The following is a 25,316-nucleotide window of genomic DNA, read 5'->3' on the forward strand; positions in this document are numbered from 1 at the left end:
CAGCGGTGCAGGCAGCCGGCCGCAGTCGAAGCGGGCTTGGGGGCCGCGTCGGACCAGGTGGGGGTTCTGCTCAGTCGAAGCGGGCCTGGGTGCCGCACCGGGGGCAGGGGGCGGACCGGGCGAGGTCCAGGCACACCGCACACACGGGAAGGTCCCCGGTATCGTCCTGCAGCGGACGGTTGGGCATCTGTTTACCGCAGTAGGGAACCGGGCGGCGTGCACGGCTGCGTGCCCGACGCTTGCAGGGGGTGCAGAAAATGTGCACCAGATCGTCTTCATCCTTGGGGCGGGTCCCGACCGGCCGGACCAGCGTTGATTCCTGGACGCTCATTGCCTTTCCTTGGTACGCATGTTGCTCGACCCGCGGCCGTCCGACGGCGGAAGCGGGCCATGTTTCCAAAGTAACCGGTTCCACGTGCCATGGAATTTGGACGGTCCCGGCGCCGGCGCGGGATTGAGCGGGAGTCCGCAGACGCAGGGTGCCCGAATTCACGTCCGGATCCGCTGCAGATGCCGGTCCGCTACTGCAGCGGTTCCAGCGCAGGTCCGTTACTGCAGCAGTGACCGGATGTCGTCGGCGGTGAGCGCGGAACTGAAGACGGCGTCGTCGTCCATCACGGACGAGAAGAGCTTCGCCTTTTGCTCCTTCAACGCCATGACCTTTTCCTCGATCGTGTCCCGGGCGACCATGCGGTAGACCATCACGTTGTTCTTCTGCCCGATCCGGTGCGTGCGGTCCACTGCTTGGGATTCCGCTGCCGGGTTCCACCACGGATCCAGCAGGAAGACGTAATCCGCCTCCGTCAGGTTCAGCCCGAATCCGCCGGCCTTGAGGCTGATCAGGAACACGGGAACAACGCCGTCCTTGAAGGAAGCAATCACTTCGGCCCGGTTGCGGGTGGAGCCGTCGAGGTAGGCGTACTTGATGCCCTGCTCGTCCAGGCGCTGGGCGGCCTTTTTCAGGAAGGAAGTGAACTGGCTGAAGATCAGGGCCCGGTGGCCCTCGGCAGTAATGTCTTCGAGCTGCTCAAAGAGTACGTCCAGCTTCGCCGAGGGCACGCCGTCGTACTCCTCCGCCTCGACGAGTGACGCGTCCAGGCTGAGCATGCGCAGCAGGGTGAGGGAACGGAAGACGATCATGCGGTTCCGGTCCATGTCCTGGATGAGGCCCATGAGTTTCTGGCGTTCGCGCTGCAGATGCGTCTCGTAAATCTTGCGGTGCTTCGGATGCAGTTCAACCTCAAGGATCTGTTCCTGCTTTTCCGGCAGGTCCTTGGCCACGGCTTCCTTGGTGCGGCGCATCAGCAGCGGCCGAATGCGCCTGCGCAGCCGTGCCAGCAGGTCGGGGCTGTCGCCGCGTTCGATGGGCCGCTGGTATTCGTCGGCGAATTTGCGGGCGGAAGGGAACAGGCCCGGTGCCACGATGGCGAACAACCCCCAGAGCTCCATCAGGTTGTTTTCCATCGGGGTGCCCGTGATGGCCAGTTTGAACGGCGCGGGCAGGTCCCGAGCGCACTGGTGGACGCGGGTCACCCGGTTCTTGACGAACTGCGCCTCATCGAGAATCAGGCCGTCCCAGTCCAGTTTCCGGTAGGAGGCGAAGTCCAGCCGGAACACCGCGTAGGAGGTGAGGACGACGTCGGCACCTGCCACCACTTCGGCGAGCGGTACGCGGGACTTGCCGCTGGTGTCGGAGACTGTCACCACCTTCAGCCCGGGTGTGAAGCGTGCGGCCTCGGAGGCCCAGTTGGGAACCACCGAGGTGGGGGCAACCACCAGGAAGGGATGAGCCGGTTTAGTCCCGCCCTGTTCACGGGCATGGGCAAGCAGGGCCAGGGTCTGCAGGGTCTTGCCGAGCCCCATGTCATCGGCCAGGATCCCGCCCAGTCCGTGGTCCCAGAGGAACGCCAGCCAGTTGAAACCGTCCTGCTGGTACGGCCGCAGGCTGGCCTGGAGCCCGGCCGGCAGCGGCACCGGGTCCACGGACTCCAGATTCAGCAGTGCCGAGACGGATTCCCGCCAGGCGACGGCTTCCTCGGTTTCCTCCGCCAGTTCCTCCAGCTCGGACCACAGCCCGGCCTGGTAACGGCTGATGGACAGTTCTCCGGTATCCCATTCCTGCAGGCCCTGTGCCTCGTTGATCAGGGCGTGCAGATGTTCAAACTCGGGACGGTCCAGGGAAAGGTAGGTCCGGTCCACGAGCAGCAGCTTGGTTTTGCCCTGCGCGATGGCCTTGAAAATGTCCGCGAACGGGACCAGCCGGCCCTCCACCGTGACCATCACCGCGAGGTCGAACCAGTCGCGGCGTTCGGTTTCCACCGTGGTGATCTTCAGCTTCGGCGCCTCGAGCAGCTCCCGGTAATCGGGCCGGGTTCCTTCGATTTCCACCCGCACCCCGTCGAGCTTCTCCAGCTCCGGCAGGACATGTTCGGTGAATTCGGCTGCTTCTATCTCGCGCAGGGTCCGGTTGCGGGGTACCGCGTGCAGGGTTTTCCCCGCGGCGGCCAGGAGCGCTGCCTCGGCGGGGATGTCGCGGTAGGAGGTATCGCCGTCGTCCGCTGTCCCTGCCTTGGCGCTCTGCGGTGCACGGGTGAGCGGCAGCCGGGTCTGGGAACTGCCGTGCTGGTAGACCCAGTTCCAGGTCAGGGTCAACTGGTCCTCGGGGCCGAAGGCCGCGGTGAGAACCAATGCGGGCGGCTCGATCTCAGGGAACTCCACGGAGTCGTCACTGCTGGTGACCGGCAGGACCTGCCGCAGCCGCGGGTAGAACTTCTCGAGGAACACGGCGGCATCTGCCTTCGGCACCATTACCGGGGCGCCTTGGAGCAGCAGGCCCTTGTCCTGTTCCGTCAGGGTCTTGGCCGTGGGCGCCAGCGTGATGGTGTTCTGCGGCGAGCGGAGGTAAATACCGTGGCTGCCGATAATCCCGGCATCTTCCAGCGGGACCGGCGAGCCGTCCACTTCGAGTGTCGGCAGCAGCTGCAGGGGTGCCGGAGTGTCCCCGCCGGCGGCCCGGACGTCCAGGGACAGGGTGGCTAGTTTCCCTACGCGGACGGCGGCGTCCTTCTTGGTGCCGACAAACGGGATGCCCAGCCGCACCGCTTCATCCAGCAGCTGCCAGAGCAGGGGATTGGCGAAGTCATCGAGATACAGCCATGAGTCATTCTGCCCGAAGTAGCTCACGCCGTTGGAACGGTGCAGGGCCGGGAACTGGGAGAACCAGCGGTGCTGGTCCGGATCCAGCCGCAGCCCGTAGGTCTGGTAGCTGATGTTGCTCCACGCCAGGTTGTTCTTGACCCAGTTGCCCTTGGAATTGCGCACCACCGGACGCACCCCCAGACGGAAGGGCGTGGCCCGGTGCCGGCTGCGCGGGGTAGGAGCACCCCAGCGGGACGCCGCTGCCGCGGCAAAGTTCCGCAGTTCGAACTGCAGTGCCAGGGGAGTGGTTTCCGTGGGTTTGGTGCTGTCCGCCAGATCCGCATCGATCAGGGTCTGCAGCGACTGCTGCCAGGCCGGCACGGATGGCCGTAGGGCGGGGGCGGAGAGCTCCTGCCGGGAAATCAAATGTTCGGTGTTGCTCTGCAGTGCTGCTGCGGCAACATGCTTGCAGTCGAAGCCGAGGGGGCAGCTGCAATGGTTATCCAGCAGGCGGTAGTCGCCCTGGCGTTTGGCGCCGAGCTGCAGCATGGTCCGGTAGGGGACGGAAGCGCTGCCGCGGACAGACGCGCGCAGCACCTCGCTTTGCGCATCCCACTCCAGGGCCTCCACGGCCCCGCCCTTGGCGTAGGTCTGGCCCCGCTGAAACGCTGATCCGCCGACCACGCGGATGACGTCGGTAACGTCTACGAGCGGAGGGGTTTCGAGCATGGTTTTATCGTCTCACGCAGTACTGACGGTTTCCGCCGCCCGGTTCCTTCGGGGGATTTGGCAGGCTCCGGGGTGTCCTGTTTAGGATGTTAGTAGCGCGGGTCACAATGGCGTGATCTGCGTTTCACATTCCTTGTCGGGTACCTGCTTGGAACCGCCGTTTTCACACGCCAGAGCCGGCCGCCGTCGTCGTCCGCCCTCCTCCGCGTTAAGCCCCGGTGCAGTCCCGGCCCCGAAATACCCGTGCGCTATTATCGCCGCATGAATGATTCCGCTGGCCTCCAGGAATGGTCATCGTCAATGCTCAGCGGCGAGCGGGTCCGCTTCCGGGAGCTTCGGGAACCCGACCTCGCACACCTCGCCGAGTGGTGGAATGACCCGTCCCAGGCGATCCTCCAGCAGGACCGGGTCACCGTCCGTCCGCAGGAGACCGCGGCGGCCATGTTCCGGACCTGGAGCAAGAATGAGTCACCGTCAGGTTTCGGTTACAGCATTGTCAATCCGGCCGAAAAGCTGATCGGTCATATCAGTGTCTGGGGTATATCCGTTCCGGAACGGATTGCAACCATGGCGATCATCATTAGTCCGGAATTCCAGGACCAGGGCCTGGGCCGGGAATCCCTGCAACTCGGACTGCGGATTGTCTTTGATGAAATGGGTGCGCATAAGGCCGAACTGCAGACATGGTCCTATAATTCGCGAGCCATCCACCTGTATCGCTCGCTGGGGTTCCGGGAGGAAGGGCGACGCCGCGCGGCCGTGTTCCATCGTGGAGAGTTCCACGACCAGGTGCTGCTCGGGACGCTGGAAGAGGAATACCGGGCCGCGGGCTAGGACAGTCCGGCGGATGAACCGGAACCGCCGTGGATTTCAACGCGCTCAATCCAATCCCGAATCAGTGCTGAGACCAGCGCCGGACGTTCGAGGTGGAGGTTGTGCCCCGCGGCATCCAGCACGGTGAAGGTGCCGCGCGGGTAATGCTCCCGCACTGCCCAGCCGTCTTCATACCCCGTGACATGGTCCTGCCGGCCGAAAATATGCAGGGACGGTGCTTCGAACGGCTGCGGGTGGGCGAGCTCGGGCTCCGCGTCCAGTGCGTAGTTTGCGGCGATCTGTTCCATAAGTGCCTGATCCGCACCCTGGAGGCCAGGGAACACGTATTCGGAGAAGCCAGCAAAAACGTCGGCTGTCTGCAGGACCGCCTCGTCCTCGAAGTCGGATGAGCCCTCTGCCGCTGCCTTCATTAGGGCAGGCTCCCGGTGAATGATTTGCCGGGGCGGCAGGATCCGGTCTTCGTGAACTGCCGTGAACACCGACACCAGGGTTGCCAGCCCGAGCACTTGGTCCTTCAGGGTATGGGCAACGTGCCGGGCCACCATGCCGCCGAAGGAATTTCCGATCAGGGCAAACGGCTCGTCGCCGAGCCTGTTCCTGATTTCGTCGACGACGCCGTCTGCCACCTCTTGGGCGCCGGCAGCGGGCTTCCGGGAGCCGTTCTCGGCCCACGGAAGGTCAAGATAAATGCGACGCCAGGCAAGGTCGCCGAGGGCGCTTTCCAGGGGCAGCAGGATCCGGTGGTCCACGCCAAACCCATGTATGAGCACCAGGGGTTGGCCGTTTCCTATTTCGCGGGCTATCACCCCGCGATCCTATGCGTGCTCCTGGTCTCACCGGCGGAGCGACTGGCCGTGGTCTGAGTCGTGAGCGGCACGGCGACTCGGCGGCTACCCCGCGGCCTGCGTCGTAGCGTTTCCCTGCGGTTTCACCACCGGGAAACTGCCGTGCGGTTCGTCGTCCTCTTCAAAATGGTTGTAGGCCCGCCCGACAATCAGCGGGTCCGGTGCATGCGCAATGGATTGGTCCTTGTTCGGGTATTCCACTGTGCTGAGCACATGGCGCATCGCTTCGAGCCTGGCGCGTTTTTTGTCATTGGACTTCACCGCGGTCCAGGGAGCGTCTCCTGTGTCCGTGTAAAAGAACATGGCTTCCTTCGCCTCGGTGTACGCGTCCCATTTATCCAGGCTGGCCAGGTCGGTGGGGGAGAGCTTCCACTGCTTCACCGGGTCCGTTTCCCGGGCAGCGAACCGGGCCAGCTGCTCCTCCCGGCCTACCGAGAACCACAGCTTGTGCAGCAGGGTGCCGGAATTGACGAGCATCCGTTCGAGCTCCGGAACCTCCCGCATGAACTCCAGATACTGGGCCGGGGTGCAGTACCCCATCACGCGTTCGACGCCGGCCCGGTTGTACCAGGAGCGGTCCATCATCACGATCTCTCCGCCGCTGGGCAGAGTACGGACATACCGCTGGAAGTACCACTGGGTCTGCTCCTCGGAGGTGGGCTTCTCCAGCGCTACGACGCGTGCACCGCGGGGATTCAGATGCTCGTCGAACCGTTTGATCGCCCCGCCCTTTCCCGCGGCATCGCGGCCTTCGAAGATGATGAGCATTTTCTGCCCGGTTTCCTTGACCCAGAGCTGCATTTTCAGCAGTTCGATCTGGAGCCGGCGTTTCTGCCGGTCATAGGTGCGCCGGCTGAGCTTGGTGTCGTATGGGTAGTTCTGGCGCCAGGCCTCGTCGTCGACCTTGATCTTGAGCTTTTTGCCCTTCGTTTTCAGTTCCTGCAGCTCGTCGAGTTCCTGGGCATAGTCTTCCGCGACCGCCACGCGCTGGCCGTCCAGGCTTTGCTCATCCGCCGCAAGTCCGTTGGCTGACGGCCGCCGGGCGGAAACTTCCTTGGTGCCGTTCTTATTGGTTGCCATGACATCTCCTGCCGGAGGTTTGGAACGGGATTCCGGTTGGCTTACGAACCTACTTGGATGCAGCGGGGGAGGGAAGAGGTTTCCGGTTGCCGGGCACCGCCGCTCGTGGGGTGCAGGAAGGGAGGCCCGGAAACCCGGACCTCCCTTTCATCGTGCCAGCCGGCGTAGTGCCGTCAGCGGCCGGAGTCGTAGCGATTCATGAAGGCGGCCATCGCGTCCCGGTTTACCGGTTCGTAGGGGTGGCCGGCCCGGAGACCCGTCTATTGACGCGCGTCCAAACTATAACGGATGTCTGAAAAACCCTCCTATCCGCGGCCTGCTGCACCACGGACCGATTCAGTGGGGGTATTGGACAATCCGGCGCGCCTGAGCGGGAGGCGGCGTCGTGCCGCCGATAATGGATCGCGATGACTTCACTACGCACCAAAGCTCTGTCCCTCGTTGCCCTGCTCGCCCTAGGCCTAGTCGGCTGCACCCCCGTTACCGATGACGGTTCCGATCCAGCCCCGTCCTCCGCGACCCAGCCTGCGACTGGGTCCGCCGAACCGGCGGACCGGTCCGCCCCTGCTGAACCCGCCGCACCTGCCGAGCCCGCCGCAGCCGGCACCGCGCTGGACCAGCTGGCAGGCATCCCGATCAAGGGCCGCGCGCCGAAGACCGGGTACGACCGCGAGCAGTTCGGGCCCGCCTGGGCCGATACGGACCACAACGGCTGCGACACCCGCAACGACATCCTCGCCCGCGACCTCGTGGACATTGTGTACAAGGACGGAACGCAGGAATGCGTGGTTGCCTCCGGCACGTTCCTGGATCCCTACACGGGAACCACTATTGCGTTTGTCCGCGGCAACACCACCAGCACCGCGGTCCAGATCGACCATGTGGTGGCCCTGTCCGATGCCTGGCAGAAGGGGGCGCAGCAGCTGTCCGCCGAAGAACGCCGGCAATTCGCCAATGATCCGCTGAACCTCATGGCCGCAGACGGCCCCGCGAACGGCGCGAAGTCCGACGGCGACGCCGCCACCTGGCTGCCGGCCAACAAGGCTTTCCGCTGCGAATATGTGGCCCGCCAGACCGCGGTCAAGGCCGAATACCGGCTGTGGATGACGCAGGCCGAGCACGATGCGATTGCTGCCGTCCTGTCCGGCTGCCCGGATGAGCCGGTTCCCGCGCGGGACGGCTCAGTGCCTGCCGCAGTGGCTGCTGCTGCCGGTGCCGGGCAGTCAGCCGAGGCAGCGCAGCCCGCACCCGCCGTCGAGCCCGCACCTGCCGCTCCGGCGGCGGAACCCGCTCCCGCTGCACCCGCCGGAACCGTCTATGCCAACTGCACTGCCGTCAAGGCCGCGGGAGTGGCACCGATCCGTCCGGGAGATGCCGGCTGGGATCCCAAGTTCGACGGGGACGGCGACGGCGTGGGCTGCACGTCTTAGCGGTTGACCCACCAGCAGGCTCCGGATCCGCACCACTAGCGGAAACGGGGCCTGCTGCCGTTGCAGGACCTACCGCTCCTCCGCGAGGGTCAGCGCGGCAGTAATCAGCGCCAGATGGGACAGCCCCTGCGGGAAGTTGCCGAGGAAGGAGTGATCCTCGGCGATCATCTCGGTGAACAGGCCAACGTCGTTTGCCAGCGGGACCAGTTCATCCATCAGTGCGGTGGCTTCCTCCCGCCGGCCCACGCGGTCCAGGGCCGCAGCCATCCAGAACGCGCAGGCCACAAAGGTCCCCTCTTCCTTCTCGGCGCCGCTGAACCGGTACAGCAGCGGCCCGCGGCCGAGTTCGCTGCGCAGGGCATCCAGGGTGGAGGACATGCGTTCACCGCGGTCGAAGCCGCTGATGGCGTGCAGCAGGATGGAGGCGTCCAGCTGGTCCGTGCCGGGATACCAGACGTAGCTGCCCCGCTCCTCGGACCAGCAGTTGCTGGCCACCCAGTCGCGGATGCGTTCCTGTTCGGCGCGCCAGCGTTCCGGATTCCCCGGAATCTGCCCAAGGTCGGCCAGGTGCGACGCGCAGCTCAATGCGTGCCAGCAGCCAAGTTTGGAAGTGGTGTAGTGCCGTTCCTCGTCCAGCTCCCACATGCCCGAGTCTTTCCGCTGCCACACATCACAGGCCAGGTCCGCGAGGTCTGCCAGATACCGGCCGGTTCCGGTGTCCAGGACATGCCCGGCGTCCACATACATCTGGACAATGTTGAACAGGTCGCCGAAGACGCCCATCTGCAGCTGCTGGGCGGCGTCGTTGCCGTTGACCACCGGCCCGATGCCGCGCCAGCCGGGCATGTCGAGGATTTCTGCGCCTTCGGCCCGGTCGCCGTTCAGCCGGGTGAAGACCTGCAGGTCCTCACCTTGCCGGCGCACGCTCTTGAGCATTCCCGACACCGCGGCGTGGACCTCCTCGCGCAGCCCGAAACGGATCATGGCGTGCAGGGTGTAGGCGGTATCCCGGACCCAGGCGTAGCGGTAGTCCCAGTTCTTGCCGCCGTCGAGGTTCTCGGGCAGCGACGTCGTGGCTGCAGCTGCAATGGCGCCGGTGGGGCTGTGGAGGAGCAGCTTCAGGGCCAGTGCGCTGCGTTCGACGGCGTCGGCCCACGGCCCGTCGTACTGGAACTCCCGGGACCAGGCCTGCCAGTTGGCGATGGTGCGGTCCACGCCGTCGTCGATAGTGTCCAGCTCCGGCAGAGGCAGCGGCTCTTCATGGGTGGTAATCAGGGCCAGCAGGTGCCGGGAACCTGCCCGGGCGGTGAACGTGCCGCTGATTCCGCGGTCCGAAACCTCATGCGTGCCGAGGTCGGCATCGCGGGCGTCCGCGGCATCCTCCGTGCCCTCAAAGCCGATGCCTTGGCCGCGCACGGCCATGGTGGTGCCCTGCACCTGCAGGACGGGGCCGTGCACCGAACGCTGAACCCACGGTGAAGCGGTGTTGAAACTGCTGCCCGGGGTTACCGCCCAGCGCATCGGAACCTCGCCGTCGAGTCCCTCAATCCGCCGCGCCAGTTCGCCCCACGGAAGCCTTCCCGCCACCCCTGTGTTCAGCGAGTCCGTGACCCGGACACGTCCGGTCCCGGTGGAAAACGTAGTGGCCAGGACGTTGGTGCCTTCCACGTACGCCCGCTCGACGGTGAAGTCCGCGACGGGACGCAGTTCAATCTGTCCGCCGTGCGCTGCGTCGAGCAGGCGCGCAAAGGCGGGCGTTGAATCCAGGTCCGGGGTCGGGTACCAATCGATCGATCCATCCAGTGCAACGAGTGCCACCGTCCGGCCATCGCCTATCGCGCCGTAGGAACGCAGGTCTACGTAGCCGTCGCGGCGGTCGGGGGAGGGCAGGCTCATGCAGGACTCCTAGGGTCGAGGGTTCACCAATGACGGGGAAGGGGTGCGGTTTCCAGTGCGGGGTCGAAGATCCACGGCTCCAACGGGATTCGAGCGGGGTCGAATCCGGCCAGGGCGTCGCTGAGGTTTCCGGGCAGGCCCAGCGACCCGAGAATCAGGGTCCGGACCGCGTCTGCGTCCAGCCCCGCAGCGGCGAGGTCGGGGAGGGTGACGGCGCCGTCGCGCTTGGCCAACCGCTGGCCCGCAGTGTTCAGCGCCAGCGGAACATGGGCGTAGCTGACCGGAGGCAACCCGAGGAGGGAACCGAGGTACGCCTGGCGGGGTGCCGAGCTGAGCAGGTCATCCCCGCGCACTACCTGGTCAATGCCCTGCAGCGCATCGTCGAGGACCACCGCAAGGTTGTAGGAGGGGACGCCGTCATTGCGCAGCAGCACCAGGTCATCCACCGCCGAGGTGTAGCTGCCGTGCAGCTCATCGGTCACGGTGAACTCGTTTACCTCCGACCGCAGCCGCAGAGCGGCGGGACGTTCCCGCCGTCGTCGGGCGCGCTGCTCTTCGGTGAGATGGCGGCAGGTGCCGGGGTAGGCTCCGGGCGGCGCGTGCGGGGCCGACGCCGCTTCCGCCACCTCGCGCCGGGTGCAGAAGCATTCATAAACGAGTCCGGCACGGCGCAGCCCGGCGATCGCGTCCAGATAGATTTCGGTGCGTTCGGTCTGCCGGATGATCTCGCCGTCCCAGTCCAGGCCGACGGCGGCAAGGTCGCGCAGCTGGGCCGCTTCGGCGCCGGATCGCACCCGGTCGAGGTCCTCCATCCGCAGCAGGAACCGGCGGCCGGTGCTGCGGGCAAAGAGCCAGGCCAACAGGGCGGTGCGCAGGTTTCCAACATGCAGCTCTCCAGTGGGACTGGGAGCGAAGCGGCCGGCGGCGGAGGAAATAGGCACAGCTTCAGTCTATTCCGGTGCCGTGTAGCCCGGCGCCTCGGCCCAGCCGCAGGGGACCGGACGGAAGTTTGGTGATGCGGCTTCCGGAGGCCGCAGATGGTCCCCGGTGTTCCGGACCGAAGGTGTCCGCAAGGCTGTGGCGTGCGTGCCGGAGCGGTGCCTAGCGTTGCAGGTATGGGACTCATGGAGCTCGAACTTGCCCGGCTGGAACACAGGCAGCGGCAAGCTGAAGCGGAGCAGCGCCGCCGCTTCAGGCAAACCCTGCTGGAGCGGGAGCAATCGGACGGACAGGAGTGCGTCCAGACCGATTGGCCGCTGATCACGCTCCGGTTAGGTCGGTTCAGCCTGGCTCTGTTCCGTACCCTCCGGCTGCCCGCTGCGGGTGTGTCTTCACACGGGACGTCCGGACTCCTCCCGGGTTGACCGGGCGGGGCGTCCTGCGAAAAACGGGGGAGGGATCAGACGCGGCTTTCCGCTGCCCCGTGCGCTCCGGCGTCACCCGTTTCATCTGCCAGTTCCGCACGTACCAGGCCGTCGCCGCGCACCCACAGCCGGTACGCCGCAAACAACAGCACAATCCACACGGCGCCGACAATCAGCGCCACCCGCGTGTCCGGCATGATGCCGAGCAGCACCACGATGAACACCATGAAAGCCAGTGCCGCATAGGATGCGGCCGGCCAGAACGGCACGCCGAATTCCGACGCGGGCAGGTTCCGGCGCTTGATTTCCCGCTTCATGGCGATGTGCGAGAGCAGGATCATCAGCCACACCCATACGGTCGCGAAGGTGGCGATGGACGCGATGATCGTGAACAGCGATTCGGGCAGCAGGGCGTTCAGTACGACGCCGACGAGCAGCACCACCGCCATGGTCGCCACGGTCATCCACGGCACCCCGTTCCGGGAAATCCGAGCGAACGACGCCGGTGCCTGGCCTTCCTGAGCGAGTCCGTAAAGGACGCGGCCGGCACCGAAAATGTCGGAGTTGATGGCGGAGATCGCTGCGGTGATGACCACGGCGTTGAGGATGTGCGCTGCTGCGGGGATGCCCAGGGTGTCGAAGATCTGCACAAACGGACTGGTTTCGCCGTTGATGTCCTGCCACGGGAAGATCATCATCAGGATGCCCAGGGCGCATACGTAGAAGAGCAGGATGCGTACCGGCACGGTGTTCACTGCTGCGGGGATGGCCTTCTTGGGGTTGTCCGCTTCGCCTGCGGTGATGCCGATGGTTTCGATGCCGCCGAAGGCAAACATCACAATCGAGAAGGATGCCAGCAGGCCCCAGAATCCGTTGGCGAAGAACCCTCCGGAGCCGAGCATCGTATCCAGGCCGGGGTTCGCGGCGTCGGGCAGTCCGAACCCGAAGACCACGATGGCGGCGCCGCCTACGATCATTGCGATGATCGCTGCGACCTTGATCAGTGAGAGCCAGAACTCCGTCTCGCCGAAGACCTTCACCCGCATGAGGTTCAGTGCGGCAATCAGCAGGATGACGGCGAGGATCCAGATCCAGCGCGGCACGTCTTCAAACCAGAAACCCATATAGATGCCGAAGGCGGTGACGTCGGCAATGGCGACGATGGCCATTTCAAAGGCGAACGTCCAGCCCGTGATGAACCCGGCGAACGGGCCGAGATAACGGCTGGCGTAGTGGCCGAACGAACCTGTCACCGGATGCCGGACTGCCATCTCGCCGAGGGCCCGCATAACCAGGAACACAGCGGCTCCACCGATCATGTAGGCCAGCAGGACGGACGGTCCGGCGGACTGGATGGCCGATGCGGACCCGTAGAACAGGCCGGTGCCGATGGCCGAACCGAGCGCCATGAAGCGGATGTGCCGGACGTTCAGCCCGCGGGCCAACGCCTGGGTAAAGGAGGACTTCAAGAAAACGCACCTTGGAATGTGGGGGTAGGCCCAGTTCAGGGGCCAATCCATATTACGCCCGCTGGAGCCACCGGGATTTTTCGTTACGTCCCAGCCCGGAGTCTTTGGAGGACAGGGTGAGCCATCTCATGGCGCAGCCGTCGCTCTGCGTGACCGATCTCATAGAGCCTCAACCGTTGACGAATTAATCTTTAACCGTGCAAGCGAAAACACGCGCACACATGGGTACGTTGGGTGTATTCGGCGCTGATGAGCGGTATTCGACGGTTGACACGTACCCGTCATGAAGCTGTCCAGTGTCGCTGACCCGTGAAGATACCCCAACCTCCACCCCTGTTTGAAACAAGGAAGTTCAGCGCCGCGGGGCCTTTCCAGAGTTGAAGAGCGGGACCCCGCAGACGTGGCGCATTCATAGGACTGTTTCACGACATGGGGAGAATTTTCAATGGATAACACCTCGTTCAAGCAATACGCTCCCGCCCGGCAACATGACGAAGGGTCTGTTCCTCAGGGCCCCCCCACCGGCGGACCCGAACCACCCGGCACACCTGTCCGTAACCCGGAAGCCGGAAAGGGATTGGCCATCACGGCGCTGGTCATCGGGCTTGTGTCCCTGTTGCTGTGTTGGGTTCCCATCGTCAATAACCTCGTATTCCTCCTTGGCCTCATCGGACTGGGATTCGCTATCCCGGCGGTGGTGGTTGCCGTCAGGAACAGGTCAAGATCCAAAGGGATGTCGATTGCGGGCCTTATCCTCGTGGTCCTGTCCCTGGTCGGCGTGGTGGCGACACAGGCGTTTTACGGGCAGGTGATTGATGACGTCACGGAATCCGTCGCTGGCAGCGAGCACTCCGCTGCAGATGACTCCGCTGCGTCCGCCGGTTCCAGCCAGGCCGGGCAGACCGAAGCACTGGGTGAAACGGCGCGGGTGGGGGATTACAACGTCACCGTGACCGGCGTGGATACCGCCGCCACCCAGGAGATATTGGCCGTCAATCCGCTCAACGATGATCCGGAGGGAGAGTATGTGCTGGTTGACCTGACGGTTGAATATGTGGGCAACGAGGAGGGAGATCCCTGGCTGGATCTGCAGACCAAGTTCGTGGGATCCGATGCCAAGCAGTATGACTCGGCGACCGGGGCAGTGGTAGCGCTGCCCGACTACGATGTACCGACGCTGGAAAAGGGCGGCACCGCCCACTACCAGGTCTGCATGGACGTTCCGGCTGAAGCGGCGTCCACTGCAGATGCCAAGGTCCTGGTGGAGCCGACCTTCTCGATGCATGACAACGACGGCGTGTACTGGGCTGTGCGGTAAATCTTCCCTTCCCGCGACAAAACGGCGCGTACTAGACGACGGGGCTTCCAGCACGGAAGCCCCGTCGTCACAGGTTAAAGACTCGGCTTAGCCCCTATTGCTCCGGTGGATAGCTAATCCGCGCCTCGTGCGGAATCAGGGGCTTGTCCGCCCGGACCTTCATCTCCTGCACGGTCCAGGCGTTGCCGTCCGGATCCGAGAAGCTGAAGAACGTGCCGCCGTCGCGCTCATCAAAGACGGTCACGTCGCCAACCTCCACCCCGCGGTCCAGCAGCTCCTGCCGGGCGGCCTGCGCATCGGAAACCACCAGTTGCAGTCCCCGCAGGGAGCCCGGAACCATACCCTGCTGGGAACCCGTATCCCCGAGCACTATCGAGCAGCCCGAGCCCGGCGGAGTCAGCTGCGCGAAGTCCATCTGCTCGGTCGACGTGCGGTGATCCAGGTTGAAGCCCACCTGGTCGCGGTAGAAGGAGATCGCCCGGTCCTGGTCGCTGACCGGGACGATCACCACCTCAAGGGTCCAATCCATGATCAGCCCCTAGCTTCCGGTCCGGACGGAGGCGAGCAGATCATCCAGCTGGTCGTAGCCGTCGGACATAACGTCCCCCATGCCGTTTGATAGAAATTCATCCCGGAATTCGACCGACGGATACAGGGAACGGCCGGTCAGCCGACTCCTGCCGCCGGGTAGCCCGGCGAAGGTGCTGTATTCGAGAGTCACAACATCCGGGTAGCCCTCGAACTCGAAGGTCTGCAGCAGGAATTCGTCCTGCCGCACGCTGTGGAAGACACCCCGCATGGCGTACTCCGCGCCGTCGTCACCGGCCTGAACCCAGCGGTACGCTCCACCGGACCGCGGCTCGAAAAGGTCAAACCGCGGCGGCGTGGGCCCGGAGCTGTTCCAACGGGCATACAGATCCGGATCGGTGTGGGCGGCGAAGACGGAATGGACCGGGAAATCGAACTCGCGGTGATACTCGATCAACGGTTGCCCCGGGGGAGCATCAAGGACCAGCGGGTTGCTCATCACGCACCCCTTCCCTGCAGTGCCTCCGGCTGGAGCTGGGAGAGCAGCTCATCCATCCGGTCAAAGCCCTCGGCGACGCCGGACTCCATGCCGGAGGCCGCCATCCCGTCCCGTGCCTCCATGGAGGGGTAGACGGCGTGGGCGCTGATCCGGGTGCGGCCGCCGTCGAGCGCCTCGAGCGTCATGAATTCCAGGCTGGTGACGTCGGGATAGCCGGAGAACTCGAAGGTCTGGATCGCGGATTCATTTTCCCGCACGGTGTGGAAGATGCCGCGGAATTCGTAGGGCACTCCCTCCGGCCCGGTATGGATATAGCTGTAGGAGCCGCCGGTGCGGAAATCGTAGTGGTTGATGTCCATCTTCATTCCCCGGGGCCCCAGCCACTGGGCCAGCAGGTCCGGTTCGGCGTATGCCCGGAAGACCTGCTCCACGGGATAGTCCACCTCGCGGGTGAAATCAATGAAGGGGACGCCGTCCGGGACGGTGAGCTGCAGTGCGTTGGTCATGATGAATCCTTTGCCTGCGGGCCGCCTTTCGCTGCGGCCTGTGCGTTGAGCACGGCGTCAAGGCTGCGGAACTGCTCCTCGCGGACCAGCCGGTACTGGCCGATCCATGCGGTGAGTGCCTCCAACCGTGCGGGATTCAGGTGGACGGGCCGGCGCTGGGCGTCACGGCTGCGCGTGACAAGCTGCGCCTGCTCGAGGACCTGGATGTGCTTCGAGACGGCCTGCTTGGAGATCTCGAAGGGTTCCGCCAGTTCGTTGACCGTGGCAGGGCCCCGGGAAAGCCGGGCAATGATTTGGCGGCGGGCCGGATCGGCCAGGGCCAGGAAGGCCTTGTCCAGAAGGGGTTCGTCGCTGTGGGAGTCCATGCGGTCGGTCAGCTTCTGTCGATGTGTAATCAAGGTGCTGGTTGTTCAACCTTTCGGTTGATTACGAAGGTACGACGACGCCGGGGGAGGGTCAAGGGTTTTTCGATAATTCCGGTCGGTTAGGGTGGGCGGAAAGACCGTCTGGGGGCGGCACCGTATGGGGGTAAGCAATGAGCGCTGCGGCGCTGGCTACCAGTGTCTGGGAGGCGGACATGAAGCGAAGGTATGCCGTTACCGAACCTGCTGCCGGCGTCTTTTTCGTGGAGGGGCCGGCATCGAATTGGGTGATCCTTCGCCGGGACGCACAGTTCACGCTGATCGACGGCGGCTACCGGGGCGATCTGCCTTCGGTCCTGGCGTCCATCCATGACATCGGGCTCCAGCCGCGGAACGCCGTCGCACTCCTCATCACCCACGCGCACACCGATCACACCGGTGCAGCGGCTCATTTCGCACGGGAGTACGGCACACCCGTTCTCAGCAGCGCGGCCGAACACCGCCAGCTGCTGGGGCTGGAGACGTTTCAGGTCTCACCACTTCAGGTGCTGGTCCGGGCCTGGCGGCCGCGGGTCTTCCGCTGGGGCATCAGGGCACTTCGGGCCGGCGGAGCCAGGATAGTGCCCGCACCGGCCGCCGCGGTCTGGGACGTCGACCTGCTGGCTGCGCTCCCCGGCGGTCCGGTGGCCGTGCCCACACCGGGACACACGCCCGGACACACTGCCTTCTACCTGCCGGACGCGAAGGCCGTCATAACCGGCGATGCGCTGGTGACCGGGCACGCCCTCAGCACCCGGACCGGCCCGCAGCTGCTCCCTCGGATGTTCCAGCACGACGGCGTCCGGTCGGTCGGTGCGCTCGCGGTGCTCGCCGGGCTCGATGCCTCACTGATCCTGCCCGGGCACGGCCCCGCTCAGAGCACCGGAATCCGTGAGGCTGTCGACGTCGTGCGCCGCCTATCGGGTGACGGGGCGAAGTAGGGCGCTCGCGTCCTGCCGCCGGAAGCGAAGCGGGACGGGCGTTGCCTTCACGTGGTTTCCCCGCGCCCGTAGACTGACGGCGATCCCCACCGGCCGCGAAAGGGATGAGCACATGGACGAGCAGCCGTCTGATTCGCCAAAGGAACGTTCGGAGGCCCCGGGGGAGTCCGGAGGAGCATCCGGGGAGCCCGCCGCCGCAGGCGCTTCAGCGGCATCCGGACGCAGACCGCGTAGGAAAGTTGATCCCAAACGGTCCGCCATCCTCGGGGCCATGTTCCTTATGGCCACCAGTGCGATCGGGCCTGGCTTCATCACCCAGACCACCGTATTTACCGTCCAGCTCGGTGCTGCCTTTGCCTTCGCCATCCTGGTGTCCATTCTGGTGGACATTGCCGTCCAGCTGAATGTCTGGCGGATTGTCGGTATTTCCGGGCTCCGCGCCCAGGTGCTGGGAAACAAGGTGCTTCCCGGTGCGGGACTGGTGCTGGCGATCCTGGTGTTCATCGGCGGCCTTGTCTTCAACGTAGGCAACGTGGCCGGGACCGGACTGGGACTGAACGCCATGCTTGGTCTGGATCCGAAGATCGGGTCCGCGATATCCGCCGTGCTGGCGATTCTGATCTTTCTTTCGAAACGGGCCGGCCTGGCACTGGACCGGGTGGTGGTGGTCCTTGGCGCCCTGATGATCCTGCTGATGCTTTACGTGGCCATCGTTGCCAACCCGCCCGTCGGCAGTGCCCTGAAGAACACGGTCCTGCCGGAGCAGGTGGATTTCCTGGCCATCACCACCCTGATCGGCGGGACGGTGGGCGGCTACATCACCTACGCCGGGGCTCACCGGATGGTCGACTCGGGAAACTCGGGCCTGGAGAATATCCGCCCCATCACCCGTGCTGCCCTCTTAGGCGTGATCGTCACCGGAGTGATGCGGGTATTGCTGTTCCTGGCCGTTCTGGGAGTGGTTGCCGGGGGAGCAGTGCTGAGCGGAGAGAATCTGGCTGCCGATGCCTTCCGGATAGCGGCGGGCGAAGTGGGAATCCGGCTCTTCGGGATCGTTTTCTGGGCCGCCGCCCTGACCTCGGTGATCGGCGCTTCCTACACTTCGGTTTCGTTCATCACCAAGCTCTCCGGCAGCGACCGGGTTCGAAACCTGCTTACGGTTGCCTTCATTGCCGTGTGCGCGGCGGCCTACCTCCTGCTGGGCCAGCCGCCCCAGACCTTGCTGGTCTTTGCCGGGGCTTTCAACGGGCTCATTCTGCCGCTCGGATTCGCCATCCTGCTCTGGGCTGCCTGGCGGCGGAGTGACCTCCTGTCCGGGTACCGGTATCCGCGTTGGCTGCTTGCCGTCGGTGTCGTGGCCTGGCTGCTGACCCTGTATCTGGGGTGGAATTCGCTTGCCGGCCTGCAGGCCTTGTGGGCGTAGCCGGACCGCCCCGGCGAGCAGTCAGTTAACAATCGCAGGATCGTTCAACAAAACTCTTGTGGATTGTTCAACAACCCTTAGACTGCTGGAAGCCCCTGTGGCGCGCCCCACACCTCCCAGCGAACGGAATCACCATGGACAGCACGCCTACCAAGGTAAAGGTCCGGCCCAAGGCCAAGCGCACGGCCTTGCTCGGTGCCATGTTCCTGATGGCCACCAGTGCCATTGGCCCCGGCTTCATCACGCAGACCACGGTCTTCACCGTCCAGCTCGGTGCTGCCTTTGCCTTCGCCATCCTGGTGTCGATTCTGGTGGACATTGCCGTCCAGTTGAACGTCTGGCGGATCATCGGTGTCTCCGGCCTGCGGGCCCAGGTTTTGGGCAACAAGGTCCTGCCGGGAGCCGGCTGGGTCCTCGCGGGACTGGTCTTCCTGGGCGGGCTGGTCTTCAACATCGGCAACATTGCCGGCACCGGCCTGGGGCTGAACGCCATGCTGGGCCTGGACACCAAGATCGGCGGGGCCATCTCTGCCGGCGTCGCCATCTTCATCTTCCTGTCCAAAAAGGCCGGACTGGCCCTGGACCGGATTGTCGTGGCACTGGGCGCGCTGATGATCCTGCTTATGCTCTACGTAGCCGTCAGCGCAGCGCCGCCGGTGGGTGAGGCGCTGAAGAACACGGTCCTGCCCGAGCAGGTCGACTTCCTGACCATCACCACCCTGATCGGCGGCACCGTGGGCGGGTACATCACTTACGCCGGCGCGCACCGGCTGCTGGATTCGGGCACCACCGGTCCCGGATATGTCAAGGACATCACCAAGGTCTCGATGCTCGGCATCATTGTCACCGGCGTCATGCGTGCCCTGCTGTTCCTGGCCATCCTCGGCGTAGTGGCCGGCGGGGTTACCCTGGCAGGCGACAACCTGGCCGCCGACGCGTTCCGGCACGCCGCCGGCGAGATCGGGTTGCGGATATTCGGCATCGTGTTCTGGGCGGCGGCCCTGACCTCGGTGATCGGCGCGGCCTACACCTCGGTGTCCTTCGTTACGACGCCGGCCACCAAGGACCGCACGCGCAGCTGGATCACCGTCGGGTTCATTGCGTTCTGCACCGTGGTGTATCTGTTCCTAGGCCAGGCACCGCAGACCCTGCTGGTCTTCGCCGGGGCGTTCAACGGGTTGATTCTTCCGCTGGGCTTCGGCATCCTGCTCTGGGCGGCCTGGCGGCGCCGGGATCTGCTGCAGGGCTACGAATACCCCAAATGGCTGCTTATCATCGGTGTGCTGGCGTGGGCGCTGACCCTCTTCCTGGGCTGGAACTCCCTCTCCGGGCTCGCCGCACTCTGGCAGTAGCGGTCCCTTTCGGAAAGGTTGAAGCGACTATGGAAAACCTAGCTGATGCCCCCGCCGCAGGCCCGGCCCAGGATCCTGCAGCCTTGAACCCGGCCGGACTGTCACCGGCCGCAGCCCGGGCGCTGTTCCGGGACGGACTGGTCACCCCGACGGCGGGCTGGTCTGCCGGCTACGCGCAGGCCAACCTGATCATCGTGCCCAAGGCGCAGGCCTTCGATGTCCTGCTGTTCGCCCAGCGCAACCCGAAGTCCTGTCCCATCCTGGGCGTGCTCGACGCCGGGGAAACCGCCGGGCCGCTGCTGGCCGGCGGCGACATCCGCACCGACGTACCCCGCTACACCGTGTACGAAGACGGTGTGAAGGTCGCTGACCCCACGGACATCAGCGGATACTGGCGCGATGACCTGGTGACCTTCATTGTCGGCTGCAGTTTTACCTTCGAGGCGGCCCTGCAGGAGGGCGGCATCCGGATCGCGCACATTGACCAGGGCACCAACGTGCCGATGTACCGCACCTGGGTCCGCTGCGAGCCGGCCGGGGCCATGGCCGGGCCGCTGGTGGTCTCGATGCGCCCCGTGCCGGCCTCACAGGTGGCCGACGCCGTGCGGATCACCTCCCGCTACCCGGCGGTGCACGGCGCTCCCGTGCACGTGGGTAACCCGGCGGAGATCGGCATTACGGATCTGGGCCGGCCCGACTTCGGTGAGCCGGTGCGGATTGCCGACGGGTACGTGCCAGTGTTCTGGGCCTGCGGCGTGACCCCGCAGGCGGCGGTCATGGAGTCGAAGCCGGCGCTGGCCATCGGCCACGCGCCGGGGCACATGCTTATCACCGATGCGCGGGACAGTTCCTACCTGGTGCCGTAACTGCGTTGGATACCGAGTGACGAAGTCATGGGTCTAACTTAGGGTGTCGTGTAGTTCAGTCGCTTTCTTTTGTTTATCTTCCCCTTCAAGGAGATCGAGTATCCGAGTTGAGACAAGACTCGAAGAGCATTGTTTTCGAGTGATTCATTCTTTTCCACCGCTGATTTCACCCGTTCGCCCAGCGCTCCCTTAACACCGTGGGGCAAAGGTCTGCCGAGATTGCTGAGTGCGCTGAGGGCGAGGTCCACCGCACTCACGTTACTGGCACCTGCTATATGGAGATCGAGAAGGCCATAAACGACCGTCTCAATCAGCCTTTTTCGCGATGCGGCATCCCGAATTACGGCCTTCGCCCATAGGTCGATTACAGCCTTACGTTGACTGTTGTTCGTTGTTTGGGAGAAGCGGCGACATAGGAGGTCCGCTGCTACTTCGTCATCGGCGGAGGTAAAACCGATCGTCGTCAGTACCAGATCTGCAGGAATTTGAGAATCGGCAGGTGCCAGGTACATGTCCAACAGTGCTCTCCTTTGGTCGGCGGTCCAAAGAATTTGTGCTTCTCGTGCAGCACTGGCGAACTCGTCTGTCAGCACATCTTCAGCCATCAGCCGATTTAGGATGGGTAGAAAGTCGTCGAGGCTGGGCTTTACCAAGTCTACCCACATGGTCGCTGCAGAAACGGCGTCGCCTGCATAGTTATAGACGATAGAGGCAACTTCCTGTGCCGTAGGAATTGCAGTCAAATCAGCTATGGCTTTTCGGCTGCTTTTGGCTAGGAGGAGGGTAACTTCCACATGTTCCACCTCTCCCAGCCACGGGCTCTCCGCCGCTTCGGTCAGGATACTTTTGAGCTGTTGTTCGCTGACTGAATTAGCGGAGATATCTAGAGCTGCACAGCCATCAACGACGACATACTGAAATAGCGCGTCGTCGCGGTCCGCCAAGACATGTGTTTGAGCAAGAGTGTCCTGAAGCGTCGAAACGACTGCATCGGCAACGCGCGGGGCATCAACGAAATCGGCATTAATGAACCCTGCCGTGTGACTCAGGAGTGTGCGACGGGCTGATGCATCGTCCTCATCGACGACCGCTGGGGCGAGTTTTTCGAGAACATCGTCAGTAAGGGTGGGTCGCGTATCCTTCGGGAGGACGTCGACGAGCTTTCGCAGGGCCGTGAAAGTTCCCTCTGCGACTGTGATGGACGGGTCGTTCCACAACTTGGTCAGCAGTCGGCGGAGCAGCTTCCCGTGGGCCGGGTCGATAGCATTTGGGGATACTCCTTCCAACCAGGTCGGCCATTCAGAGAGTGTCCGGCGGTGGACTGCCTCGAGCATCAGTCCGGCCACCTCAGGCGCCCTTACAGGCTCGGTCTGACTGATGAGTCTCAGCGCAGCAGCCCGGCCCGCCTGAGTATCCACCTCAAGTAGGAGCCGAAGGGTCTCGTGCTGTATGGGAGTCTCCCGATTACCGGCTGCTTCCACGAGGGCAGAGAGGAGGATCTCCGGATTATATGGCTCATCATCACTGGACGTTGACGCGGATGCTTGAGCCGCACCGCGCGTCCGTGTTGCTACAGATGTGGCGGGTTCCCCTGTGTCCGTCCACGCGGCATGTGTTTTTACGGCGGCTCTAATACCTACGGCCAGCGTTGTCCGAAGTATTGCGAGTATCTGCACCACATCTTCATCGTTGGTTGCGAAAAGATGACGAAGCGCCTCGTCGCCATCCTCGGAAACCAGCAGCGACCCCAAGTACGCTTTTACCTCAGCAGGTTTCAACTCAAGAGCAGTCAAGGCATCCCGTAGTAGGAAATCCGGGGCCGTGCTAGAGGGCGAAGAGATTGCTGTAGTGATTACACGGTCACGAAGCGCTGACGCTCCAGCCTCGTTTCCACCTGCAGCGAGGTCCCACGCTGTAGCGATGGTATCAGCATCAAGAACACTCCCGTCGTTGTCCTCGTGAATTAAACAGATAGCTTCAATGACGGAATCGATAACGCGATCAACATTCAGGTCAGGCACAGCTTTCCTAAGAAGCAGGAAAGAGCGAGCCGTGTTCGGCCCGGTAATTCCGTTTCCGGTTCGTATTTGTTGGGACAGGAGTTCTAGAACTCCGCCAATTTGTTGATCGTTGAGCTCGTCAATACGTTGCTTGATGGTGTCGATATCGATATCCTCTGCAGCCCGCTCGATAGCCAAGGCTAGGTCCCCATCGAGCCCGAAGATCGTCCCGGTGCTCTGCATGTAGATCAGATGACGTGAAGGCCCCTGTACTTGGCGGGTGCGGCGCAGGTAATTCAGCAGCTGTTTGTTATGCGCCCTAGCTGTTGGTGATGCCTCATTGACAACAAGAGAATCTTCCTTTTCCTGATCTGAAAATTCAGTAGATGCGACCGAATCTTCATCGTCATTCAGGAGGGTTGCTGGCGAAGCCCCTTCGAGCGCATAGCCGTGCGCTAATTGGTGCACTCGCTCCGACACACTTGACGGTAAATTGGATTTTGGTTCTTGGACCAGCTGGAGAACTAGGTTCGGAAGGTTCGCATCTACTTCCAGATGGCGTGAGAAAAGCGGGAACTCGACCCGTAAGCAAGCCAATTTTGCTAACGCTGCGGCACTGTTGCCAGGGCTTTCTGCGAGCAAGCCGGCACCATGCCGCTCCTCTGCAAGACGGTAGGTGAGTGCGAAAGTGTTTAGCAGGTGTTTGACGCGGCGGGGACTTGTCACGTGGGTGGGGATGAGCACAGAGAGTACATACTCCAGATTGATTTCACCCCATACTCCCGCACGCCCCTCAACGAGCGTGTGCGCGTAGTTGCTGATGCTTTGGGCCATGAGCGGCGGAAGACTGACTTGGTACTGAAATACCTTGTCAAGGTAGGCGCTGCCAGTGCTGTAGTACGGGTTAGCATCGTTCGTCGGCGTTTCTTGTTTAGCGGCCTGGGTGAGCGCTTCTTCCAAGACGTTCTGATCTGCAGCGATGACGAAAACGCAGCCATCGATACCGAGAAACGTACGAACCGTGTCCAACGTCGCTACCACCTCCGTGGCAGAGCAACGATCTAGCTCATCAATGAAAACAACCAACCTCTTCGCGCGAGTGTCCCTTACAAGGTCACGGAAGAGCTGTTCGAACTGCTCGTCGCTTTCCGGCTTCGCTAGACTCCGATCGACGCTCAGTGTCTTGCTAGCCAAGGCGATCAATGCCGCGAGGAGCGAGGCGGGAAGGAGTCCCGCTTTCATAGCCTGCGCCATAAGCGATCCGAACGACGGCCACAATTCCCCCTGTTGTAATGCAGCTACACCAATAAGGATCGTGCTCAGGATTAGGGTTAGACCACCCATGAGAAGCGTGAAAGCTCCAAGCAGTCTGAAAACGGTGGCCGGGGGGACGCTGATGTCCGTCTTGGTTCGCCCGCTGTAGAGGTCGGCGTGGTATCGCACGTTTTGTTGGCCCAAGCCTTCGGCCACTGCGCTTATGAAATTCCGACGTAGGGGTACGTCAGCATATTTGAATGCGTCAAATCGAACGAATCTGATACCGTCCACACGGTCAATTTTCGACCTTAGCAAGTTTGCGATACCCGTCTTGCCCGAGCCCCAAGGGCCATAAAGTGCAATGTTGGAAGGTGTGTTCACCGACTTCACTAAGGCAGCCAGCTGATTAACGATGCCCTCATGCGCGAGTCGATCATCCGTCGCTGCGGCAAGTTCGCGGTCCTCGATTAAATCGTCCCGGTGAAGAGCCGTCCCCCGGACCACGTCATTAGCACACCTTGACATCCAGCACACCCCCATAAATCGATCGTGAGGCATCGCCTCCCGAAGCAATCATGTCTTACGTCTTGATTTACGGCCTCGATCCGTGCGCTCGTGTCGCATGGCCATTTCGGGGTCGTAGGAGAAGCGGATTACGGATGGATGCAGCTCGGCGCGTTGTTTTAACACGAAGGTATTAGTCGAATAGGCCACCCGTGGATAGCCATAATCACGAGCCTGCGGCTACGAGCCCAGGTGCGCCAGGAGCTCGGCCTCCGCCGCATCCAAGTAGGCCTGCAGGACCTTCGTGGCCTTGGCGCGTTTGCCCTGCCGCAGCAGTTCCACCAGCCGGGCGTTCTGCTCCACGTAAGTAGAGTGGAAATCCGGCTGGCTGCTCATGGCATGGAACACCAGCCGCATTTCGGCCAGCACCCGGCCCATCACCTGCTGCAGCTGCACGCTCCCGGACATAGCCACAATGGCTTCGTGGAAGGCCTGATTCGCAGCCGCCATTTCGGTTACCGCGCCGCGCGCCTTGGCCTCCCGCGCGTCGGCAATGACCGCATCCAGCCGGGCCAGGTCCAGCTCCGGACCCCACAGCACCGCGGAGGGTTCCAGCATCCGGCGCACCCGGTAGATCTCGCGGACGGCCTCCGCGCCGGGGGCTGCAACGAACACCCCGCGGTTGGGATAGCGGGTGACGGCGCCTTCAATGCTGAGCATGGTGAACGCCTCGCGCAGCGTATTGCGGGAGACCTGCAGCGAGGCGGCCAGCTGTTGTTCGGAGAGTTTGGTGCCGGGCAGCAGCTCACCGGCGGCAATGCTGCCGCGCAGCACGTTCGCCACCCACACGGTGGTGTTGGCGTGGTCGGCGCGCTCGGTGGTGACATCCCCCAGGTTCACAGGCATCTCCCTAATCTAGCCGCAGCGGCAGCTAAA

At 63.6% G+C, this 25,316-nt stretch carries 20 protein-coding genes; 7 read left to right on the forward strand and 13 right to left on the reverse strand.

The window, feature by feature from the left end; translation table 11 throughout:
- Positions 1–70: 70 nt before the first annotated feature.
- On the reverse strand, positions 71–331 hold the full coding sequence (locus NNX38_RS12480) for a hypothetical protein (RefSeq protein ID WP_255798293.1): 261 nt from the start codon (positions 329–331) through the stop codon (positions 71–73).
- A gap of 218 nt (positions 332–549) precedes the next feature.
- Positions 550–3,867: a DEAD/DEAH box helicase gene (locus NNX38_RS12485; RefSeq protein ID WP_255798294.1), complete on the reverse strand. Its 3,318-nt coding sequence runs from the start codon at positions 3,865–3,867 to the stop codon at positions 550–552.
- 261 nt (positions 3,868–4,128) lie between these two features.
- Between NNX38_RS12485 and NNX38_RS12490 the strand changes: the two genes are divergently transcribed.
- Positions 4,129–4,701 carry a GNAT family N-acetyltransferase gene (locus NNX38_RS12490; RefSeq protein WP_255798295.1) on the forward strand — a complete coding sequence of 191 codons (573 nt, stop codon included), beginning with the start codon at positions 4,129–4,131 and terminating at the stop codon, positions 4,699–4,701.
- On the opposite strand, the gene NNX38_RS12495 is transcribed toward NNX38_RS12490, so the two are convergent.
- Together NNX38_RS12495 and ppk2 are read right to left on the reverse strand one after the other, a co-directional pair.
- Positions 4,698–5,471 (reverse strand): alpha/beta fold hydrolase, encoded by a 774-nt coding sequence (locus NNX38_RS12495; RefSeq protein ID WP_255798296.1) that lies wholly within the window; start codon positions 5,469–5,471, stop codon positions 4,698–4,700. The genes NNX38_RS12490 and NNX38_RS12495 overlap by 4 nt on opposite strands.
- Positions 5,472–5,591: 120 nt before the next feature.
- Positions 5,592–6,626 (reverse strand): polyphosphate kinase 2, encoded by a 1,035-nt coding sequence (gene ppk2, locus NNX38_RS12500; RefSeq protein ID WP_255798297.1) that lies wholly within the window; start codon positions 6,624–6,626, stop codon positions 5,592–5,594.
- A gap of 407 nt (positions 6,627–7,033) precedes the next feature.
- Between ppk2 and NNX38_RS12505 the strand changes: the two genes are divergently transcribed.
- A complete protein-coding gene (locus NNX38_RS12505; RefSeq protein ID WP_255798298.1) occupies positions 7,034–8,056 on the forward strand; it encodes a DUF1524 domain-containing protein in 1,023 nt (340 codons plus the stop codon).
- Positions 8,057–8,125: 69 nt separating this feature from the next.
- Here NNX38_RS12505 and NNX38_RS12510 read toward each other — a convergent pair whose 3' ends face one another.
- From NNX38_RS12510 to NNX38_RS12520, 3 genes are all read right to left on the reverse strand, one after another.
- The gene (locus NNX38_RS12510; RefSeq protein WP_255798299.1) at positions 8,126–9,952 is read right to left on the reverse strand and encodes a glycoside hydrolase family 15 protein; all 1,827 of its coding nucleotides are present in this window, start codon (positions 9,950–9,952) and stop codon (positions 8,126–8,128) included.
- A 23-nt stretch (positions 9,953–9,975) separates the two neighbouring features.
- Complete coding sequence (gene gluQRS / locus NNX38_RS12515; RefSeq protein ID WP_255798300.1) at positions 9,976–10,893, reverse strand: tRNA glutamyl-Q(34) synthetase GluQRS; 918 nt, start codon at positions 10,891–10,893, stop codon at positions 9,976–9,978.
- 458 nt (positions 10,894–11,351) lie between these two features.
- Positions 11,352–12,725, reverse strand: a complete 1,374-nt coding sequence (locus NNX38_RS12520; protein ID WP_255798641.1) for an amino acid permease — start codon at positions 12,723–12,725, stop codon at positions 11,352–11,354.
- A gap of 793 nt (positions 12,726–13,518) precedes the next feature.
- Between NNX38_RS12520 and NNX38_RS12525 the strand changes: the two genes are divergently transcribed.
- Positions 13,519–14,103, forward strand: a complete 585-nt coding sequence (locus NNX38_RS12525; RefSeq protein ID WP_255798301.1) for a DUF4352 domain-containing protein — start codon at positions 13,519–13,521, stop codon at positions 14,101–14,103.
- 94 nt (positions 14,104–14,197) lie between these two features.
- Here NNX38_RS12525 and NNX38_RS12530 read toward each other — a convergent pair whose 3' ends face one another.
- Genes NNX38_RS12530 through NNX38_RS12545 form a run of 4 tightly spaced genes read right to left on the reverse strand, consistent with a single transcriptional unit; the run spans position 14,198 to position 16,001 of the window.
- Positions 14,198–14,632, reverse strand: coding sequence for a VOC family protein (locus tag NNX38_RS12530; RefSeq protein ID WP_255798302.1), 435 nt, complete (start codon positions 14,630–14,632; stop codon positions 14,198–14,200).
- 9 nt (positions 14,633–14,641) lie between these two features.
- Complete coding sequence (locus tag NNX38_RS12535) at positions 14,642–15,130, reverse strand: SRPBCC family protein (RefSeq protein WP_255798303.1); 489 nt, start codon at positions 15,128–15,130, stop codon at positions 14,642–14,644.
- A complete protein-coding gene (locus NNX38_RS12540; protein WP_255798304.1) occupies positions 15,130–15,636 on the reverse strand; it encodes an SRPBCC family protein in 507 nt (168 codons plus the stop codon). The genes NNX38_RS12535 and NNX38_RS12540 overlap by 1 nt, the downstream gene beginning before the upstream one ends.
- Complete coding sequence (locus tag NNX38_RS12545; protein WP_255798642.1) at positions 15,633–16,001, reverse strand: helix-turn-helix transcriptional regulator; 369 nt, start codon at positions 15,999–16,001, stop codon at positions 15,633–15,635. The genes NNX38_RS12540 and NNX38_RS12545 overlap by 4 nt, the downstream gene beginning before the upstream one ends.
- Positions 16,002–16,171: 170 nt before the next feature.
- Between NNX38_RS12545 and NNX38_RS12550 the strand changes: the two genes are divergently transcribed.
- From NNX38_RS12550 to NNX38_RS12565, 4 genes are all read left to right on the forward strand, one after another.
- Positions 16,172–16,978 carry an MBL fold metallo-hydrolase gene (locus NNX38_RS12550; RefSeq protein ID WP_255798305.1) on the forward strand — a complete coding sequence of 269 codons (807 nt, stop codon included), beginning with the start codon at positions 16,172–16,174 and terminating at the stop codon, positions 16,976–16,978.
- 271 nt (positions 16,979–17,249) lie between these two features.
- Positions 17,250–18,401: an NRAMP family divalent metal transporter gene (locus NNX38_RS12555; RefSeq protein ID WP_370646468.1), complete on the forward strand. Its 1,152-nt coding sequence runs from the start codon at positions 17,250–17,252 to the stop codon at positions 18,399–18,401.
- A 134-nt stretch (positions 18,402–18,535) separates the two neighbouring features.
- Complete coding sequence (locus NNX38_RS12560) at positions 18,536–19,753, forward strand: NRAMP family divalent metal transporter (RefSeq protein WP_255798307.1); 1,218 nt, start codon at positions 18,536–18,538, stop codon at positions 19,751–19,753.
- Between the two features lie 29 nt (positions 19,754–19,782).
- Positions 19,783–20,619: a putative hydro-lyase gene (locus NNX38_RS12565; RefSeq protein ID WP_255798308.1), complete on the forward strand. Its 837-nt coding sequence runs from the start codon at positions 19,783–19,785 to the stop codon at positions 20,617–20,619.
- A gap of 38 nt (positions 20,620–20,657) precedes the next feature.
- On the opposite strand, the gene NNX38_RS12570 is transcribed toward NNX38_RS12565, so the two are convergent.
- Positions 20,658–24,380 (reverse strand): P-loop NTPase fold protein, encoded by a 3,723-nt coding sequence (locus NNX38_RS12570; RefSeq protein ID WP_255798309.1) that lies wholly within the window; start codon positions 24,378–24,380, stop codon positions 20,658–20,660.
- A gap of 240 nt (positions 24,381–24,620) precedes the next feature.
- Positions 24,621–25,286: a GntR family transcriptional regulator gene (locus NNX38_RS12575; protein ID WP_255798310.1), complete on the reverse strand. Its 666-nt coding sequence runs from the start codon at positions 25,284–25,286 to the stop codon at positions 24,621–24,623.
- Between the last annotated feature and the right edge of the window lie 30 nt (positions 25,287–25,316).

Origin of the sequence: Arthrobacter sp. zg-Y238, from assembly GCF_024385525.1 — a bacterium.
GTDB lineage: Bacteria > Actinomycetota > Actinomycetes > Actinomycetales > Micrococcaceae > Arthrobacter_B > Arthrobacter_B jinronghuae.

Coding starts and splice junctions, on each gene's coding strand:
- NNX38_RS12525 (WP_255798301.1), top strand. CDS start 13,519: ATGTCGATTGCGGGCCTTATCCTCGTGGTCCTGTCCCTGGTCGGCGTG.
- NNX38_RS12575 (WP_255798310.1), bottom strand. CDS start 25,286: ATGCCTGTGAACCTGGGGGATGTCACCACCGAGCGCGCCGACCACGCC.
- NNX38_RS12545 (WP_255798642.1), bottom strand. CDS start 16,001: ATGGACTCCCACAGCGACGAACCCCTTCTGGACAAGGCCTTCCTGGCC.
- NNX38_RS12510 (WP_255798299.1), bottom strand. CDS start 9,952: ATGAGCCTGCCCTCCCCCGACCGCCGCGACGGCTACGTAGACCTGCGT.
- NNX38_RS12565 (WP_255798308.1), top strand. CDS start 19,783: ATGGAAAACCTAGCTGATGCCCCCGCCGCAGGCCCGGCCCAGGATCCT.
- NNX38_RS12490 (WP_255798295.1), top strand. CDS start 4,129: ATGAATGATTCCGCTGGCCTCCAGGAATGGTCATCGTCAATGCTCAGC.
- NNX38_RS12540 (WP_255798304.1), bottom strand. CDS start 15,636: ATGACCAACGCACTGCAGCTCACCGTCCCGGACGGCGTCCCCTTCATT.
- NNX38_RS12520 (WP_255798641.1), bottom strand. CDS start 12,725: ATGGCGCTCGGTTCGGCCATCGGCACCGGCCTGTTCTACGGGTCCGCA.
- NNX38_RS12480 (WP_255798293.1), bottom strand. CDS start 331: ATGAGCGTCCAGGAATCAACGCTGGTCCGGCCGGTCGGGACCCGCCCC.
- NNX38_RS12555 (WP_370646468.1), top strand. CDS start 17,250: ATGTTCCTTATGGCCACCAGTGCGATCGGGCCTGGCTTCATCACCCAG.
- NNX38_RS12560 (WP_255798307.1), top strand. CDS start 18,536: ATGGACAGCACGCCTACCAAGGTAAAGGTCCGGCCCAAGGCCAAGCGC.
- NNX38_RS12550 (WP_255798305.1), top strand. CDS start 16,172: ATGAGCGCTGCGGCGCTGGCTACCAGTGTCTGGGAGGCGGACATGAAG.
- NNX38_RS12485 (WP_255798294.1), bottom strand. CDS start 3,867: ATGCTCGAAACCCCTCCGCTCGTAGACGTTACCGACGTCATCCGCGTG.
- ppk2 (WP_255798297.1), bottom strand. CDS start 6,626: ATGGCAACCAATAAGAACGGCACCAAGGAAGTTTCCGCCCGGCGGCCG.
- NNX38_RS12535 (WP_255798303.1), bottom strand. CDS start 15,130: ATGAGCAACCCGCTGGTCCTTGATGCTCCCCCGGGGCAACCGTTGATC.
- NNX38_RS12505 (WP_255798298.1), top strand. CDS start 7,034: ATGACTTCACTACGCACCAAAGCTCTGTCCCTCGTTGCCCTGCTCGCC.
- NNX38_RS12530 (WP_255798302.1), bottom strand. CDS start 14,632: ATGGATTGGACCCTTGAGGTGGTGATCGTCCCGGTCAGCGACCAGGAC.